At 68.5% G+C, this 17,551-nt stretch carries 18 protein-coding genes; 5 read left to right on the top strand and 13 right to left on the bottom strand.

Going from position 1 to position 17,551, the window contains the following annotated elements; genetic code table 11:
• Both MJ777_RS06445 and MJ777_RS06450 read left to right on the top strand, forming a co-directional pair.
• Positions 1-426 (top strand): PASTA domain-containing protein (locus MJ777_RS06445; RefSeq protein WP_239374106.1); only part of this gene is annotated, 426 nt, incomplete at its 5' end.
• A gap of 292 nt (positions 427-718) precedes the next feature.
• Positions 719-1,789 carry a DUF5667 domain-containing protein gene (locus MJ777_RS06450; protein WP_239374108.1) on the top strand — a complete coding sequence of 357 codons (1,071 nt, stop codon included), beginning with the start codon at positions 719-721 and terminating at the stop codon, positions 1,787-1,789.
• A 55-nt stretch (positions 1,790-1,844) separates the two neighbouring features.
• On the opposite strand, the gene MJ777_RS06455 is transcribed toward MJ777_RS06450, so the two are convergent.
• The 5 genes from MJ777_RS06455 to MJ777_RS06475 all read right to left on the bottom strand — a co-directional run bounded on the left by MJ777_RS06455 (position 1,845) and on the right by MJ777_RS06475 (position 7,541).
• Positions 1,845-3,233 (bottom strand): class II 3-deoxy-7-phosphoheptulonate synthase, encoded by a 1,389-nt coding sequence (locus tag MJ777_RS06455; protein WP_239308061.1) that lies wholly within the window; start codon positions 3,231-3,233, stop codon positions 1,845-1,847.
• Between the two features lie 94 nt (positions 3,234-3,327).
• Entirely contained in the window at positions 3,328-4,353 is a 1,026-nt protein-coding gene (locus MJ777_RS06460; protein WP_370652665.1) for a 6-phosphofructokinase, read from the bottom strand.
• A gap of 213 nt (positions 4,354-4,566) precedes the next feature.
• Complete coding sequence (locus tag MJ777_RS06465; RefSeq protein ID WP_239308059.1) at positions 4,567-5,118, bottom strand: polyadenylate-specific 3'-exoribonuclease AS; 552 nt, start codon at positions 5,116-5,118, stop codon at positions 4,567-4,569.
• Between the two features lie 22 nt (positions 5,119-5,140).
• Positions 5,141-6,655: a hypothetical protein gene (locus tag MJ777_RS06470; protein ID WP_239374114.1), complete on the bottom strand. Its 1,515-nt coding sequence runs from the start codon at positions 6,653-6,655 to the stop codon at positions 5,141-5,143.
• Between the two features lie 34 nt (positions 6,656-6,689).
• On the bottom strand, positions 6,690-7,541 hold the full coding sequence (locus tag MJ777_RS06475; protein ID WP_239308057.1) for a 1-acyl-sn-glycerol-3-phosphate acyltransferase: 852 nt from the start codon (positions 7,539-7,541) through the stop codon (positions 6,690-6,692).
• 369 nt (positions 7,542-7,910) lie between these two features.
• Here MJ777_RS06475 and MJ777_RS06480 point away from each other — a divergent pair, with 369 nt between their 5' ends.
• The 3 genes from MJ777_RS06480 to MJ777_RS06490 are packed head-to-tail and all read left to right on the top strand — an operon-like array spanning position 7,911 to position 10,719.
• Positions 7,911-8,708, top strand: a complete 798-nt coding sequence (locus MJ777_RS06480) for an alpha/beta hydrolase (protein WP_370652664.1) — start codon at positions 7,911-7,913, stop codon at positions 8,706-8,708.
• A 3-nt stretch (positions 8,709-8,711) separates the two neighbouring features.
• Complete coding sequence (locus tag MJ777_RS06485) at positions 8,712-9,392, top strand: hypothetical protein (protein ID WP_239347163.1); 681 nt, start codon at positions 8,712-8,714, stop codon at positions 9,390-9,392.
• 55 nt (positions 9,393-9,447) lie between these two features.
• Positions 9,448-10,719: a TIGR00300 family protein gene (locus MJ777_RS06490; RefSeq protein WP_239347164.1), complete on the top strand. Its 1,272-nt coding sequence runs from the start codon at positions 9,448-9,450 to the stop codon at positions 10,717-10,719.
• A gap of 38 nt (positions 10,720-10,757) precedes the next feature.
• On the opposite strand, the gene MJ777_RS06495 is transcribed toward MJ777_RS06490, so the two are convergent.
• From MJ777_RS06495 to MJ777_RS06530, 8 genes are all read right to left on the bottom strand, one after another.
• The gene (locus MJ777_RS06495; protein ID WP_239308053.1) at positions 10,758-11,747 is read right to left on the bottom strand and encodes an ROK family glucokinase; all 990 of its coding nucleotides are present in this window, start codon (positions 11,745-11,747) and stop codon (positions 10,758-10,760) included.
• On the bottom strand, positions 11,744-12,268 hold the full coding sequence (locus tag MJ777_RS06500; RefSeq protein WP_239374117.1) for a hypothetical protein: 525 nt from the start codon (positions 12,266-12,268) through the stop codon (positions 11,744-11,746). Before MJ777_RS06500 ends, MJ777_RS06495 begins: the two co-directional genes overlap by 4 nt.
• The gene (locus MJ777_RS06505; protein WP_239308051.1) at positions 12,265-13,467 is read right to left on the bottom strand and encodes an ArsA family ATPase; all 1,203 of its coding nucleotides are present in this window, start codon (positions 13,465-13,467) and stop codon (positions 12,265-12,267) included. Before MJ777_RS06505 ends, MJ777_RS06500 begins: the two co-directional genes overlap by 4 nt.
• A 6-nt stretch (positions 13,468-13,473) precedes the next feature.
• Positions 13,474-13,908: an SRPBCC family protein gene (locus MJ777_RS06510; protein WP_239308050.1), complete on the bottom strand. Its 435-nt coding sequence runs from the start codon at positions 13,906-13,908 to the stop codon at positions 13,474-13,476.
• Between the two features lie 219 nt (positions 13,909-14,127).
• Complete coding sequence (locus MJ777_RS06515; RefSeq protein WP_239347165.1) at positions 14,128-14,895, bottom strand: metallophosphoesterase; 768 nt, start codon at positions 14,893-14,895, stop codon at positions 14,128-14,130.
• A 132-nt stretch (positions 14,896-15,027) separates the two neighbouring features.
• Positions 15,028-16,155 carry a glycosyltransferase family 4 protein gene (locus tag MJ777_RS06520; RefSeq protein ID WP_305039371.1) on the bottom strand — a complete coding sequence of 376 codons (1,128 nt, stop codon included), beginning with the start codon at positions 16,153-16,155 and terminating at the stop codon, positions 15,028-15,030.
• A gap of 96 nt (positions 16,156-16,251) precedes the next feature.
• Positions 16,252-17,133, bottom strand: coding sequence for a hypothetical protein (locus MJ777_RS06525; RefSeq protein WP_239374135.1), 882 nt, complete (start codon positions 17,131-17,133; stop codon positions 16,252-16,254).
• 91 nt (positions 17,134-17,224) lie between these two features.
• Positions 17,225-17,482, bottom strand: a complete 258-nt coding sequence (locus MJ777_RS06530) for a hypothetical protein (protein ID WP_239308047.1) — start codon at positions 17,480-17,482, stop codon at positions 17,225-17,227.
• Between the last annotated feature and the right edge of the window lie 69 nt (positions 17,483-17,551).

The raw sequence follows: 17,551 nt of genomic DNA on the forward strand, positions 1-17,551 counted from the left end.
ACCCTCGTGCTGCCCAACGTCATCCAGCAGCCCTTCGAGCAGGCCCGGAATCAGCTCCAGGCCATCGGCCTCAAAGTCATCGCTCAGAACATCAACGACGACACCGTCCCCGTCAACAGCGTCGTACGTACCTCCCCTGATCCAGGACAGCAGGTCAATCGCGGCTCCACGGTCACGTTGTTCGTCTCCCAGGGCCCCGCCGACAACGGGGGCAACGGCAACGGCGGGGGTGGCGACGGCCAGCTGGTCCAGGTTCCCGATGTTGTCGGGCTCAGGTACCCGGCCGCCGCCCGGGAACTGCAGCGCGCCGGGCTGAAGGCCGAGCGCGACGGGTTCGGCCTCTTCGGTGACACCGTCAAGAGCATGAACCCGCCCGCCGGCAGCACGGTCGACCGGGGCACCAAGGTGACCCTCACAGTGGGATAGTGCGGATGACTATCTGGCGATCGTTCAGAATGGGTGTATCCCCGGGTGTACCGGCCCACCCGGACGAATCACCATGGGCGGCGAGGGCGAGATACGTGCCCACGCGGGGTGTTCCCCGTCACCATGGGACCGGACGGTGTATACGGGTGCCGATCAGCGCCTGGACGGCGCACCGTACAGGGGGAACAGGGGGACGTCCGTGGGAGTGCCACTCACTCGGCGGCGAGCGGAACACTTCGACCGGTTAACGGACGGTCGACAGCCCGTCGTCGGCTCACGCGACCGCGCCAGGATGGATGTCGTCAGCGCGCTGCGAGCGGTTGAACAGGTATCGCCGCGGGAGGAGTTCCGCGCGTCCCTGCGCGCCCTGCTGTGCGCGGAAACCTCGGACACCTGGCTGCTGAGCAGCGAGCTACCGGCCGCGGCGCTCCCGGCTACCGAGCTCCCGGCTACCGAGCTCCTGACCAGCGCCGGGCGTACTCCCGCGCGCGGCTCCCGCGCGCGGGTCTGCGTCCGCCCGGCCCTGATCGGTGCCCTCGCCACCTCGGTCGTGGTGACGGGCATCGCGGTCAACACCGATCGGGCGCTTCCCGGTGAGCCTTTCTACGGGCTCAAGCTCCGAGTCGAGCAGATCCAGCTCGATCTCACCAACAGCCGGGTGGAAAAAGCCAAGGTCCATCTCGACATTGCCCGGACCAGGCTCGGGGAGATCCGCACCATCATGGACGACGGGCTGCTCCCGAGGAGGACCACCGAGGTTCGCGCTCTCCTCACGGCCTGGCGCAACGAGGCGTCGGCCGGTGGGGAGGTGCTGGTCGCCGAGGCCCGCAGCGGCAGCGATGACGCGTTGCGCACGGTCCGGGATTTCACCACCGACCAGTCCCGAGATCTGCGCGCGCTGCTCGACGGCCTGCCCGGCGGTCTGCTGCGCACGATGGCCTCCGCCGCTCTTGACTACGTGCATGGTGTGAACGACACCGTCACCGCCGTAATCGCGACGCCGTCGCATGGGAGCGCCCCGCAGGCCGCTCCCACCCAGGCGGACGGTTCGCGCACCCGGCAGCCGGCCCGCCAGGACACGGACGGGACGCCGCCGATGAGCCCGTCCCCCACACCGGTCTCCGGCGCGGGTGTCCCGACAACCCCCAGCGCACCGAGCACGGTCACTACCGATCTCCCGGCGGTGAGCCCCACCAGCCCGGCTACCACCGGACAGCCCGCGAACACCAGCACCGCGACCGCAACCACCACCCCGGCCACCGGGGCATCGCGGACGCCGAGCGCGCCACCGACCGAGAGCGATCCCGCTGTCGATCCCGAGGGCATCGTGGCGGGTCTGCTGGACTCCGCCGACCCGGGCTGACCCAGCCAGCTCCCGCGATCAGCTCCGCCACGCCCGCTGGATCGACAAAGATGATCTATGTTGCCCCGGTGGATCTGGCAGGCGCTACCCGGGCGCTGGCAGGCGCCACCCCGGAGGCGCCCTGCTGAAGCATCTCAGCGACGAGGAAGGCCAGCTCCAAGGCTTGGCCGGTGTTGAGACGCGGATCGCATGCGGTCTCGTACCGACCGGCGAGATCGGCCTCACCGATCTGTTCGCCACCACCGAGGCACTCCGTCACGTTGTCACCGGTGAGCTCGATATGCACGCCGCCAGGATGGGTGCCCAGCGACTTATGGACCTCGAAGAAACCGAACACCTCGTCGAGGACATCGTCGAAGTGCCGGGTCTTCACCCCGTTCACGTCACGGGTGTTGCCGTGCATGGGATCGCACGACCACACCACAGGATGCCCGGCGGAGTTGACCTTCTCGATAATCGCGGGAAGCACCTCGCGGACGCGGCCCGCTCCCATCCGGGTGATGACCGTGAAACGGCCTGGGATGTGCTCAGGGTCAAGCCGATCGACCAACGCGAGGACGTCGTCCGGGGATGCGTTCGGGCCCACCTTGCACCCGATGGGGTTGCCGACCCGGGACATCAGGTCCACATGCGCGCCATCGAGATGACGGGTACGTTCACCGATCCAGAGCATGTGCGCGGAGAGATCGTAGACCGCGCCGCTCGCCTCCTCTGTCCGGGTCAGCGCCCGCTCGTACTCCAGCAGGAGCGCCTCATGGCTCGTGAACAGCTCGACGCCGTGCAGGCTGGGCGCACGTTCGGGACTGATGCCGCAGGCCGCCATGAACGACAACGCCCGCTCGATGTCGGTGGCCATGAGCTCGTACCGGCGCCCAGCCGCGGAGTCCCGCACGAACGTCTTGTTCCACTCGTGCACCTTCGACAGATCGGCGAATCCGCCGGTGGCGAAGGAGCGGATGAGGTTCAGCGCGACCGCGCTGGCATGGTAGGCATCCACCAGTCTGCGGGCGTCGGGCCGGCGGGCCGAGGCCGTCGCGGCGATGCCGTTGACCGCGTCACCGCGGTAGGACGGCAGCCCCGTGCTCGCCTCGATGTCGGCTGACCGCGGCTTCGCATACTGACCGGCTATCCGGGCGACCTTCACCACCGGCACGCTCGCGCCGTAGGTAAGCACAACCGCCATCTGCAGCAGCGTTTTCACCTTGTCACGAATCTTGTCGGCGGTGTTCGCGGCAAAGGTTTCCGCGCAGTCGCCGCCCTGGAGCAAAAACGCCTCGCCCCGGGCGACCGACCCCAGCCGTTCGGTCAGCACCCGAATTTCCGGCGCGGTGACCAACGGCGGGAGGATCGCCAACCGGTCACGGGCCGCGGCCAGTTCCACCGGGTCGGGCCAGCTCGGCTGTTGCTTGGCCGGCAGGGTCCGCCAGACATCCAGTTCGTCCACAGTGTAATAGGCTACGGCGTAAAGATTTGATCATGCATCACCGCAGCCGTGCCGTGCCTCGGCCGTGTCGGCTCCGCCGTGTCCCAGCCATGTCTCAGCCGAAGAACACCTCCGCCTCGGTGTAGAGCTCCTCGGGGACCAGCTTGAGCTGACGGGTCGCCTCCGTCAGCGGTACCCGCTCGATCCGGGTTCCGCGCAGAGCGACCATCGTGCCCCAGGCGCCGTCATACACGGCGTCAATGGCATGCAGGCCGAAACGGGTCGCAAGCCAGCGGTCGAACGCCGTTGGTGTACCGCCCCGCTGCACATGGCCGAGTACGGTGGCGCGGGACTCGCGCCCGGTACGGCCACGGATCTCGGTCTCCAGGACGGACGCGATTCCCTGCAGCCGGACATGTCCAAAGGCATCAAGTTCGCCCTCCTTGACCACCAGGCTGCCGGCCACCGGGCTCGCGCCCTCGGCCACCACGATGATCGGCGCATAGTGCGAGGCAAAACGGTGCTCGACGAAGGCGCAGACCTTGTCGATGTCGAACGGCCGTTCCGGGATGAGGATCACGTTGGCGCCGGCCGCCATCCCGCTGTGCAGGGCGATCCAGCCGGCGTGCCTGCCCATGACCTCGACGATGAGGACCCGGTGGTGGCTCTCGGCGGTGGTGTGCAGCCGGTCGATGGCCTCCATCGCGATGTTCACCGCCGTATCGAACCCGAAGGTGTAATCGGTGGCCGACAGATCGTTGTCGATGGTCTTGGGAACCCCGACAATCGGAATGCCCTCGGCGTGCAGCCGGGCGGCGACGCCGAGGGTGTCCTCGCCCCCGACGGCGACAAGGGCGTCGATCCCCAGGCTGTTGATTGTCCGCCGGATGCGATCCGCCCCGTCATTCACCTTGTAGGGATTTGTGCGGCTGGAACCGAGAATCGTCCCACCGCGCGGAAGAATCCCCCGGACCGCAGCTACGCCAAGCGGCACCGTCGAATTTTCCAGAAGACCGCGCCAGCCGTCCCGGAAACCCACGAAAGAATATCCATAGATATCCACTCCCTTACGGACAACCGCCCGTATGACCGCGTTCAGTCCTGGGCAGTCCCCACCGCCTGTCAGTACGCCGACCCGCACGACCGCACCCCTTTTCGCCACCTTGACGCCTTGACGACTTGCCTTGATGACCCGCATCGAGCCCATCAGGGCGGAGCGTAGTCGTGGCGGAGCGTTCCAGGAACAGAACCGGCATCCGTGGCGCGAAAATCCGGTTGAACAAAAACCAAAAGATCATAGTTCCGCTCGCACGGCCGGGCCGGCGGCCCGGAAGAACCGCCGGAAGAGGCGCTCCTATCCGGCGGCTTCCGCGGCTTCCGCGGCTTCCGCGGCCAACGATGACGCGGCTGCCCGCAACGGCGCCAGCACACGCCAGCGGGCCAGGTTGTGCCGGGCGTCGGCGAGAGCGTCATGGGCGTCGTGGGGCGGCCGCGGCAGCGGTGGCCGGCCGACCTCCTCCCAGAGCTGGCGCAGGTCACGGGTGAACCGGGGGAAAGGACGGGGAAGATCGGTCATTGTGCCGAAAAGCTGACAAAGCACCACATGGTCATAAGCGGCGTACCAGGCCCACAGCTCCGGCGGCCCGTCGACACCGAGGAACTCGGCGATGTCCGAACGGATCCGCGACCGCGACCGCCAGCACGGATCGGCCGGCGGCGGAAGTTTGTCCAGCACGTTGCGCCGCACCCACGGCACCGCGAAGGCTGGATCGAACTCAGTGGACACAGCGTAGTATTCTCTGGCGCCGTCCTCACTGACGATCCCGATGCTCACCAGATCCAGCCAGTGGTGGCCGGCTTCGGAACGTTCGATGAACTCGGTGTCATAAAGATATCGGGTGCCCACCCGTCCAGTTTGCCTGCCCACGTCAGGGAAAGCGCCGGCTGCCGGCGACAGCCGCCCGTCCGCCGCGGCCGCGGCGCATTCTCCACCGCAGACCGCCCAGGACCGACGCCATTCCCACGGCGCCAGCCAGCGGCAGTGCCCACAGCGCCATGCCGCCAGTCTGGCCGCCTCCCGTGCCGCCAGCCTGGCCGGTGGCACGGGAGGCGGCTCTGTCCGTCCGCATGGCGCCGTCCACGGCCTGCCCTCCGGCGGGAGGCGCCGTTGGCCGCGCGGTGACCCCTGGGCAGGGGTCACCAGCCACCGGCGCGGCCACCGGTGGTTCCCGCCCGGCGGCCGCGGGTTCGACCCTGACGTCCACCCGGGCGGCTCGGGCATCGGTGACCAGGCAGAGCACACCCGCGCCGGGAGCGGACACCACCGTCGCCCCGTTCGCCCGGACCACGTAACCGTCAGGGTAGACGCGCGTGGGAACACGGATCTGGGTCGCGGCCCCACCGCTGAAGGCACCTCCGCCGGCCGGCACCGGTACGTAGGACAGTGTCAGCAGCCGCCCCGACGGACTGTAGGTGAAGCCGACCGGTACACCGGCCACCGCGGCCGGATAGGGCCTGGCGACGGCACCGAGCGTGGTGTCGTTCAGCGGCCGGTCGAAGAACCATCCGAGCTGGGTCGCGTCGGCGGCCGACACCAGCCGCAGCACGGTCGCGGGATCGCCGGCGGCCCACCCGACCAGCAGCGCGGCCTCGTCGTTGGTCACGACACTCGCGGCCGCGTCGAACGGGGCGATGCTCTGCCGCCACAGCAGATGGTGGGCATCGGTGTCCCGGACCGCTCCGTTGAGCGCGGGTGAACCGGCCGGGGCAACGAGCTCGAAGCCGACCAGCCCGGCGACATCGTGGAAGCGGCCAGCCACCCGCCGTAGGCCAGCGGCGAATGCCTCATCACCGGCTCGCACCGCGGCGGCGGTCGGCACAATCTGGATCATGACTCGCAGTCCCCGACCGACGACGGCATCGACAGCCGTGGCAAGCTGCTCAAGCCCGGGATCGGAGCCATCGGCGGCCGCCCGAGCCGGCATGCCAGCGTGGCTGGAACTGCTGGAACTGCTGGAACTGCCAGCGAACGTCCCGTCGGTGTCCATCCGCACGCCGATACTCACCGCGTTGAAGCCCTCGGCCGCCCACTGCCCAGCGGTGGCGGTGTCAACGACAGCCCCTGGAGGGACCGAGGGACCGTGCAGGAACAGCACACGGCCTTCAAGATCAACAATAAAGCGGCCCGCGCGCAGCACGGTGCCGGCGGGCGGGCCACCCGCCGCGATCGCGGTCAGCGCCAGGCCCGTCGGTTCCGCGCCGCGCGCGGGCTGAGCCCCGAGCGCCGAGACAACACCGGCCGTCGCCGCTACCGTGGTGACAGCCACGGTCACACCCGTTGTGATCAGCCGTCCCAGGCCGCGCCGCCCCGCCGCGAAACGCCCGGTCGGCCGGTGTTCGTTCCAGCGCGGCCTCGGCGCTCTGGGGGCCCCCGATGAGTACACGCCGACCATCCTGCCGTGCCCACCGCGCGAGCCGTCAGCCTGCCTGGCGGGTATCCGTCCCGTCCGCGGCGTCGCGGCTGTCGCGGTCCCCGGCAATCCCGCCATGAGCGCCCGCGGCCCGAGACACCGCGGCAGCCTGGCGATCGTGCGTCCGCCCGGCGGGACCCGGAGTTCCCGTACCCCCGGCCGCCTCGACCGCGGCCTCACGCGCGGCGGCAATCTCAACCTTGGCACGCTGGGCGTACACGTCGACGTACTCCTGGCCTGACAGCACCATAAGCTCGTACATGATCTGGTCAGTCATGGAGCGCAGCACAAAACGATCATCCGCTGTTCCCTCGTACCGACTGAAGTCGAGGGGACGGCCGATCCGAATACCGACGCGGCGGATCCGGGGAATCACCTTCCCCTGCGGCTGCACCTCGAAAGTACCGATCATCGCGATCGGGATCACTGGAACCTTCGATTCCAGCGCCATCCGAGCGACGCCGATTTTACCACGGTACAGCCGCCCGTCGGGCGACCGGGTGCCCTCCGGATAGATGCCCAGCAGTTTGCCGTGCTGCAACACCCTGACCCCGGTTCGTAGCGCCGCGTCACTCGCGGCCCCGCCGCTGCGGTCAATAGGGAGCTGCCCCGCGCCGCTGAAGAACACCCGCTTGAGCCAGCCCTTGATCCCCGGCGCGGTGAAGTAGTCGCTTTTAGCCAGAAAGGTGACCCGGCGCGGCACGACCAGCGGGAGAAAGAAGTGGTCCGCGAAGGACAGATGATTACCCGCAAGGATGGCGGGACCCCGCTCCGGGATGTTTTCCAGCCCCTCCACCCAGGGCCGCCAGAAGAGTCGCAGGAAGGGGGTGAGAAATGCCTTGACGACCCAGTAAAACACGTCAGCTCCCGGTGTGGTCGTCCACCAAATATTCGCCGGACACACCCGCGCACGGTGGCCGGAATAACCCTATGTATCCCCGCTGGTGGCGTCCACCGGCAGGTGCCGAACCATGCCAGCGTGTCGCCGCCGTCACAAGCGCCTCGCCGCGACCACCTCCGTTGCCTCCCACCCGCGGGCACCGGCTCGGAGCCCATGCACGGGGCCGCCGGCAACGGGCGCGCCGCCTCGAGCGGCACACTGAGCATGGCCTGTCTCTCCCGGGCGTGCGAGCATGCTGCAAAACCGGTTTGCGTGACGATGACGGAGAAGCCATCCGCCCCCACGGGGAGCGAACGGTCCCGCGCATCTGACGAGAGGGCGGAAACCATGGGGAGCGGACCGCGGAGTTCGGTCATGCCGGGCGCTGAGCCCTTCGAGCTCGGCGGTGGTGGCACCGGCGTGCTGCTGGTCCACGGATTCACAGGCACACCGCACAGCATGCGCCCATGGGGCGAGTTCCTCGCGGAGGCCGGCCTGACAGTGTGCTGTCCGCTGCTGCCGGGCCACGGCACCCGCTGGCAGGACATGAACGCCACAACCTGGCAGGACTGGTTCGGCGCGGCGGACGCCGCGTTCACGCGGCTCCGGGAACGCTGCGAGACTGTTTTCGTCATGGGGCTGTCCATGGGTGGAACGCTGACCTTGCGTCTCGCGGAGGTACACGGCTCAGCTGTGGCCGGCGCGGTCACCGTCAACCCGAGTCTCGGCACCGATCGGAAGATTTCAGTACTCGCCCCGCTGCTCTCTCGCATCATACCGGCTGTGCCGGGGGTGGCCAGCGACATCAAAGCCCACGGCGAGCGGGAGATCGCCTATCAGCGCGTGCCGCTGCGGGCCTACGTCTCCCTGTCCCACCTGTGGCGGGTGACAGTCGCGGAACTGGGACGCATTGTGTGCCCCGTGCTGACCTTCCGCAGCCGCGTCGACCACGTCGTCGAGGCCTCGTCCGGGCAGATCCTGCTGGCTGGAGCGGCATCGTGCACCGTCTCCGAACGTGTCCTGGAGGACAGCTATCACGTGGCGACGCTGGACAACGATCGCCAAACAATCTTCGAGGAAAGTCGTGAGTTCATCCGTACCCACGCGCTGCCGCAGGCCCAGGCCTCCGGGCCGCTCTCGGGCTGAGCCATGACCGACATGACACCCGGCGACCGAAAAGATTCCGATCACGGCTCGGGCCAGCGGGCGCGGCATGATGCCGAGGGCAACCGCCGCGACGGGGGCGAGGGTGGCGGCCGGGGCGAGCCGACGGGTGGGCCCGCCCAGACGTACGACGCACGCCAGTGCGGCCCCGCACCCGCGCACGGCACTTCAGACCGGGAGCCGGCACCTGGCGATTTCCCGGCTGACGCGACGGCGGACGAAAGTTCCGCGCTCCGGGCGCCAGCGCCGGCCGCTGCCCTGAGCGACAACGCGGCGGAGTGGGACGCGGCGTTCGCCGCGCTGGTCGCCCGCCTGACCGACGGGACAGCTGGCAGCGGAACAGCTGGCAGTGGCCCCACCTACGGCCCCGACTACGTGCCGGCCGCCGATCAGGTGGCGGGCGCTTACGGACAGTCCGATCACTACGAACCACCACCACCGCCGCCGGTACCACGGATGCGTCCTGTCACGCGGTGGGCATTGTGCTCCCTCGCGCTCGGCCTTGGAATCCTGCTCGTACCAGCGGTGGCCGGCATCAGGCAGGGCACGGGTCATGACATTGCCGGAGTCGTGCTTGTGCTGGGCGGAGTCGCCACACTGGTAGCACAGCTGGGGGATCGACCACCCACCGATTCCGACGACGGCGACGACGGCGCGGTCGTCTGAGCCTGGCTCCGGGTGGGCCTCGGCGCCAGAGCTACGGCATGGAAGGGGCGGCTGCGTGCGCTTTCACGAAACGGTCGAGATCCACGGTCACCTGATGGACACCGGGGTTCTCGCTCGTGTGCTCGATGACGTCCTGAGCTACGGGGGCGATTACGAGGTCGAGAGCATTGATCTCGGCAAGAGCCACGATGACGAGTCACACGCAAAGATCATCGTCGGAGCGGATTCAGCGAACCAGCTTTCCCGGATTCTCATGCACATCCAGGTGCATGGTGTCAACAGCGTGAGCTCTGACGAGGTGCTGCTACGGCCTGCCGAGCGCGACGGCGTCTTCCCCGCGGACTTCTACTCGACCACCAATCTGGAGACCGTGGTCCATCTCGGCGGCCAGTGGGTGCCGGTGGAACATCCCGAGATGGACTGCGGCCTGGTCGTCTCCGGCGGGCGGGTCCGCACCATCCCGGTGTCCGAGGTCCGGGCCGGCAACATGATCGTGTGTGGAGTGTCCGGAGTGAAGACCGTGCTACCGGTCAGCGATCACTCGACCCGCATGTACGGAACCTTCCAGTCCCTGTCGTCGTCAACGACGTCGATGTCACCGCAGTACCAGGCGCTGCTGGTCCGCACGATCGCACGCCAGATCCGCGAGCTCAAGGCCGAGGGCTTCTCAGTCCTGTGGGTGGCCGGGCCGGCGGTCGTGCAGGCCGGCGCGGCTCCCGCCATGGTCGCTCTGGTCGAGGCGGGCTATGTGGACGTGTTGTTCTCCGGGAACGCGTTCGCCGCCCTCGACATCGAGGCGGCCCTCTACGGCACGGCGATCGGCAACGAGTCGGCCCGCGCCCACACCACTGAGCGTGGTCACGAACAGCGCATCCGGACGATCAACACGATCCGGGGCGCTGGTTCGATCACCACGGCGGTTGAGGACGGCATCCTCACCAGCGGGATCATGCATGCGATCGTCAAGGCCAACAAGAAGTTCGTCCTGGTCGGCTCGGTTCGCGATGACGGTCCGCTGCCTGACGTTCATACCGATGTGCTGGCCGGGCAGCGAGCCATGCGAGAGGCCCTGCACGGTGTCGGATTCGCCATGATGATCGCATCGATGCTGCACTCGGTGGCAACCGCGAACATCCTGCCCGCATCCATCCCGGTAGCCTGTGTCGACATCGACCCGAGCAACGTCACCAGGTTGGTCGACCGCGGGTTCGCCCAGGCTGTCGGTGTCGTCACCGACAGCGGCCTGTTCCTGGAACAGCTGGCTCAGGAACTGGTCGCGGACTACCCGTCCCGCTCCGGGACGGGGCCGCTGCCGGGGCCTGCCTGAACGACGGCTGGCACCCCACGGGGCGCGACGGCGGGAACTCAGTGTCGAGCCAGGTCCGCGGCACCGATGATCCCCGCTGGCGGCCCGAGTTCCGCCACGACTATCTCCGCCTCAGGACGGTATTCACGACCTGACAAATTGTTACGAAACTCCGCCCGCACCGAGCCGAGCAGAAGATCCCCTGCTTCCGCCACGCCGCCACCGACAACAAAACGGCCGGGATCAAGGATCGTGGCAAGGCTGGCCAGCCCCCGGCCCAGCCAGCTGCCGACCTCTTCGAAACACTTCACCGCGAGCGGATCGCCCTGCCGGGCGACATCAGTAATCATCGGACCCGTCAGGCAGGTCACATCGCCATCTGTCAGCTCCAGCAGCCGACGGCCGGCCGCGGGCGAAACCATTATCATTTCATGGGCGGTCCGGACCAGTGCGCGGCCGCTCGCGTACTGCTCGAAACATCCCTTGTTCCCGCAGCCGCACGGGTGGCCCCCGGGCACCATCTGCATGTGCCCGATCTCGGCACCGATGCCAGCGTGTCCCCGGTACAGCTTCCCGTCGAGCACGATCCCGCCGCCGATACCGGTCCCCACGGTGACGCACAGCAGGTCGTCATGGCCACGGCCGGCGCCGAACCGGTACTCCCCCCATGCCATCGCGTTCGCGTCGTTTTCGACGATCACCGGCAGCCCGATCCGGGCGCTGACCTCATCCCGCAGCGGTTCGTTCCGCCAGGCGAGGTTCGGCGCGAACAGGACGTGTGACCGCTCACGGTCGATCCAGCCGGCCGCTCCGATACCGACCGCCTCCACCGGACGAGGCGACACAGCGGCGCGCAGGTCATCGACTGCCGCGGCGATCGAGTCGGCCACCTCGGCCGGCTCCTTGGTAGGAGTCGGCCAGCGGACCGAGGCGAGGACCGCCCCGTTCCGGTCGACGACGCCCGCGGCAACCTTGGTTCCGCCGACATCCACACCGATCACCAGACCCGACTCTGGGTGGCTGTGCCCCAAGGCCGTTGCGGCAGTCATTCGACATCGATCCTCTGAACACGCGACCGGGGCCGCGGTCGCTCGGTCGTGCTCTCCTGCCTGTCTGTCCCAGCATGGCTGCCGGCGCTTCCGGGGACGTCGGAGACGGGAGCCGCAAGGGTCGCCCGCAGCGCCGCGGCAAGCGACGTCACGGCGGCGAACAGATGTACCGCCACCTCCGGCCGACCGGCGGCGACAGTCGCGACGAGCCGACACACCGGACACGCCTGGCAGGCCACGATCTGCGCCCCACCAGATCGATCGTCCTGCTGGCCCGCTGGAAAACCGGTATGGGCCTGGCTGCCGTCGCAGCCCGCGGTCCGCCCGAAAAACGGTCCGGTGCCGAATCCCGCCGCCGCACCATCATGATTATGATCCGCACCGCCCACACCGCCCACACCGCCCACACCGCCCACACCGCCCGCACCGGCGTGCGCCGCCGGCTCGGCAAGCAGGTCGCGCAGAGCCGCGGCCAGCAGGGCTGCCTCCCGCGCCAGCGGCCCAGCCGTGCTACGGGTCATGTGCGTACCCAGAAGTCCGGATTGGGCACAAAAGAGACCACCAGACGATCGTCTCGCAACACCGCGCCACGCACGTCGCAACGACGCAGCGCTGATGGCAGGCTGAACAGCCGTCGTTGCAGTCCGACGGACACCATCAGCTCGTCATCCCCGATCCGTGCAAGGTCGATCTCGGAGCGTTCCACGAACGGCAGGCTCAGCGAGAGCGAGAAGCCATCACCGGTGCGCTCGACGCGCAGCGCTTCGCTGCCGGTCAGTCCGCCACCGCCGAGAACAGCCACGGGGTCCAGGCCCGAGTAGGCGGCGGCGGCAAAAGCCGCCAGCTCCTCCAGACCGATCGGCTCACCAGCGCGGTAGGCCGCGCGCAGGACCGGGATCGGCGCGAAGGACACCTCGACGTCCAGCAGCTGCTCGCGGTGGACGGCCACCCACCCGGCCCGCCAGGCATCGGCACCGGCCTGGGTGTGCACCCGGTTAGCCACCACCGCGTCCACGCCGAAACCGTGCAACGCGAGCGCCGTCAACGCTCCGCGGGTCTGTCCCACCACCACGCTCTCCGGAGTCAGAACGAGCCGCACGCTCGATCGTGACGGGTCCAGGAGCACCTCCCGGACTTCGTTCATGATCTCTCGTAGCCGAGTGACGGCGCCCGTCAGCGGTTCCGTCACGTCGCCGCGCCCGAGTATGCGAGAGGTCGGGCGCAGCAGGTGGGCAATGCGGTAATCCACCGGGATCATCCGGCGCAGGTACCACGACAGCGTCTCGGGAAGCGTCAGCAGGCGCAGCAGCTGCGCGACCGGGCCGGTATCGAGCACGACGACGTCGTAGGCTCCGGACCTGATCTGATCAAGCAGCTGGAGCAGGGTGAGCACCTCCTCGGCACCGGGAAGCGGCATCAGCTCACCGGCGTCGATCGGTTCGGTTCCCGTCGCCTCCCACAGCCGCCCGAAGGAACCGCGAAGTACCTGCCACTGGTCCTCGAACGCCCGCTGGATGTCCACCTGCTGTGCGAACAGGCCGGACTCGATCTCAACAGGAACATCGGCCAGCGGATGATCCAGGACAGCCGCGAGGCCTCGCGCCGGATCCGCCGACATCACCAGCGTCCGGTTACCGCGCTGAGCCGCCAGAGTTGCCGTTGCCGCGGCGACCGTGGTTGTCCCGACGCCTCCCTTGCCGGAAAAGAGCACGCATCGCACGCGCTGTCAGCTCTCGAGATACTTTTTGAGATCCTTCAGCGCGGCGTCGACAACGCCGTTCTGGACCTTGCGCCGGAGCAGGCCAGGAATTTTGATCTTAAGTTCGACGGTCAGGTCGTAGGTGACCTCGGTCTTGCCATCACCAAGATCAAATAGAACATAACTGCCCTCCTGGGCAGTCATGTTGTGCCCCTCGACAAGCGTCCAGCTCACCGACTCGTTACCCGACCAGGTGTACTCGATGACGAATTCTTCCTTCGCCACCATCGCGTTGACCAGGAAGCGGCTCCGGCGAGGACGACCATCCGGCCCGACCTCGATGACCTCGGATCGTTCCACTGGCCCCGACCAGGTCGGATACGCCGCGGTGTCGGCAATCGCAGCCATCACCTCCGCGGGCTCGGCATTGATCGTAAGGGTGGCTCGGGCTTGATCCGCCATCGGTGACAGTGCCTCCACAAACTACCCGGGCATACCCGGCGTCGCTGACATACCGGTTGCCTGACATACCGGCTCTCCAGGTTCTCCAGGCCTCCCGGAACCCGGGAACCCCGACGCGAGAAGATTCACGATCAAGAAGTCTTCCACCCACTGGAAGCCAGGATAATCATCGTGACCGGTCGTCGAGGCTACCGGATGGCCCGCAGGCCCGTCCGACAGCTACCACTCCAGCACGAACGGCGTCCCTCGAGCGTTGAAATGGCCGACGTTCACGCACCGCGTTCGTCCGATCTCAAGAACCTCACGATAGGGCTGATGAACATGCCCAAAAAGCACATACCTGGGCTGAATTTCGTGAATAGCCTCCAGTACCGCCACACTGCCTCGCTCGTAACGCCGAGCAACCGTGTCGTACACGAGTTCGGGCAGGTGCGGCGGAACGTGACAGCACAGTACATCCACCACCCCGACAGCGGCGACCTTCGCGGCATAGATGTCATCGTCGATCTCGCAGGGAGTACGCATCGGAGTGCGCAGCCCCCCGCCCACGAAACCGAAACGCAGCCCGCCGATCTCAGCCACCTCACCGTCCAGGAGCGTGACCCCGTCGCGCAGGTAGTCCTGGTAAAGATGCGGAAGATCCACATTGCCGTAGGTCAGGAAGGTCGGCGCCGGAAAAGCGGCGAACACCTGTTCGTACTGCTTGCGGATCGCCGCTTCAATGATCTCCTGACGGTCGTCGCCCAGCGTCGCCCACAGACCTCGCGACCATTCGCGCGCCTCGTCAAAACGCTGCTCGGTCCTCAGTTTGATCATTTTTCCGACCGCCACCGGGCCGAACAGATCACCCATGATCCCCCGGCTGTGATCGCGGTAGTCCACGTAGAGAATGAGGTCGCCCAGGCAGACGAAGGCGTCCGCGTCCCTTCCCGCCGCGGCAAGCGCGTCGGCACGCCCATGGACGTCACTGACCACGTGTACCCTCATGCGCGGTAAGTCTAGGGACCGTGGGCTTCACAATCATGATGCTGCTCACAGGCCCGCAGACCCGCCGCCATGACACGCCGGCCACGGGCATGTGCCCGCTCACGGGCTCGGGTCCAGACCGTGGCAAGGCCGCTACCCCGGGGAGGTAAGCAGGTCGTGCAGCCTGGCCGCGAGGATGTCCCAGCGCCACGATACCTCGACCCAGGCACGGCCGGCCGCACCCATCGCCCGCGCGCGCCCAGGATCGGCCAGCAGCCCACCGACAGCGTCGGTGACCCGTGCCAGGTCACCGCCATCGACCACGATGCCGGTCCGGCGGTCGAGCACCGCGTCCGGCGCTCCGCCGCTGCGCCCGGCCACCACCGGCAAACCCGTGGCGGACGCTTCCAGGTAGACAATACCGAGCCCCTCGACCTCCAGCCCCGCCAACCGCGTCCGGCACGGCATGGCGAACACGTCCCCGGCGGCGTAGTGGGCCGGCAGTTCCTCCCAGGGCACGGGACCGGTCATCACCACGTGCTTGTCGACCTCGGCCTCACGGGCGAGACGCGCCAGCGCCACTCGGTGTGCTCCCCCGCCGACCAGCAGAAGCGCGGCTCCGGGTACCCTGCGGCGCCAGGCCGGCAGGGCCTTGATCAACATATCCTGCCCCTTGCGCCGAACCAGCCGGCTCACGCACACGACAACCGGACGATCGGTCAGGCCGTGGCGCTTGCGGATGTCGTCGCGGCCCGCCCCCGGCCGGAAAAGCTCCGTGTCGACACCGCTGGGCAACCTGGCCAGGGCCGGATGGCGGCCGAAGGCCGACGCAAGGCGCACCTTGGTGTAGTCGGTGAGATAGGTCACAGCGTCGACCGACCGCCCGATCCTGCGCAGCACCTGACGGGGGCCTGGCAACGCCGCCCAGCCCACCTCATGGCCGTGCGTGCTCGCGATGATCCTGCGCACCCCTGGATCACGGCGCAGCCCCGTCGCGAGCAGGCCCAGCGGCGCGGCGGCCCCGAACCACACCGCATCGCAGCCGTGTGACCGGGCGACCTCCCGGGCGCGGCGAAGCACATCCGGGGTAGGCAGCATCAGCGAAGTCGGATGGCGCACCACCGGGAACGGCGCGGCCGCGTCGAAGGCGGCCGCCCCCTTCCAGGCGGGCGCGTACACGGTTACCGCTCCGCCGGGAAGACGGCTGGCAAAATTATGTATATAGGCTTGAATCCCACCCGGACGGGGCGGAAAATCGTTGGTCACAACAAGCACCCGCATCAGGCCATACTCCCCTGTTCCATCAACACCGCGGCGGCCGGCTCGAGCCCGGGCGTCCACACCGGTCAGCACCGGTCAGCACCGGTCAGCACCGGCTCACGCGGGCGGTCGCCGGTCCGTCCCGGTCGGGAGCTGAGCACGCAGGTACGACCTCCAGCGGGCGACGAAACCGGCCTCCGTGGTGCCCAGGAACCGCTGGAAAGCCCCGGCCAGCCGAGTATTCGGGCCGCCTTCGCCCGACCCCACCTGTCGGTAAAAGCCGATGAGCCCGTCCGTGCCGACCGTGTCCGCGATCAACTTGCAGGCGAGCCACGCCTCCTGGTAACTACGGGGAACCGTCCCATCCGTGGCTGTGAACGCCGCGTCACCCGGCAGCGCGTCAGGCAGCCAGCCAGCCTGGACCTCGACCGCCAGTTCCGGGGCCGCCCGGCGCACGCTCAGGGCCACGCCGGCATGCCCCACCACTTCGGCAAGACCCTCCACCAGCCAGGTGGGGGTACCGGGGCCGGTCACATCCGCACTCGCCAGATGGGTCAGCTCATGACGCAGTACCACCTGGCGGCCCTCGGGGGTAAGCCGTTCATAGACATCGGGATTGATGACCACCCGGGTGGCATCGCCGCCCGGTGCTCCAGCCCCACCCGCCCGCGGGATCACCGCGACCGCAGCCTCGCCGTCCGTGCCCGCGCGGCCCACCCGTGCGCGGAACCCCGCGCTGTCCGCGGGAAGGTCGATCCTGACAGGGGCGGACCATGCCCCGTCCCAGACACCACGCACGTAGCGCAGCGCGTCACCGGCTTCCCGCCGGACCTGAGTAAGCCGTGCGGGTGACACGCCGTAACCCGTGATGGTCAGCTGGTCGGTGGGGCGATGGGCCGCATCGGCCTGGTCCGAAGGAGCGACGGCGACCAACGACGCCCCGACGCCGGCCGCGACCGGCAGGAACACGAGCGCAACCACGATCACAATCGATGACAAGCGCCGCGGCCCTCGTCTCGGCGGTCGCCGCGGACCGCGCAACGATGGCCGGCCCCTCGATGACAAGCGCCATCGGCCAGTGCCGCGGGGCTCAGCCGGCTCGGCGCGCACGTCCGTGTGAGCGTTGCGCGGGCGAGAGGCGTGCCGGCCCGGCAGGGGGTGGTGTGAGCGGCACGGGACGCGGCCACGGGGTCATGCGCGCCAGCAGCCCGGCGTCGGCCAGTAGCGCCAACGCCCGCAGCTCGGTCTCGTCCCAGCCGGCCGCGGGGTCGGACCCGAGCAGGACGTGCAGCGCACAGTCGCCACAGGCGTCCCCGCGAACCGCGCAGGTGCCACAGTCGATCAACATCGTCTCCGCCCCTCCAGCCGATACCGGCCGCCTACGTCACGATTCCCCAGCACCTGCGGCAACACAGGC

It is taken from the genome of Protofrankia sp. Cj5 (genome assembly GCF_917627405.1).
GTDB lineage: Bacteria > Actinomycetota > Actinomycetes > Frankiales > Frankiaceae > Protofrankia.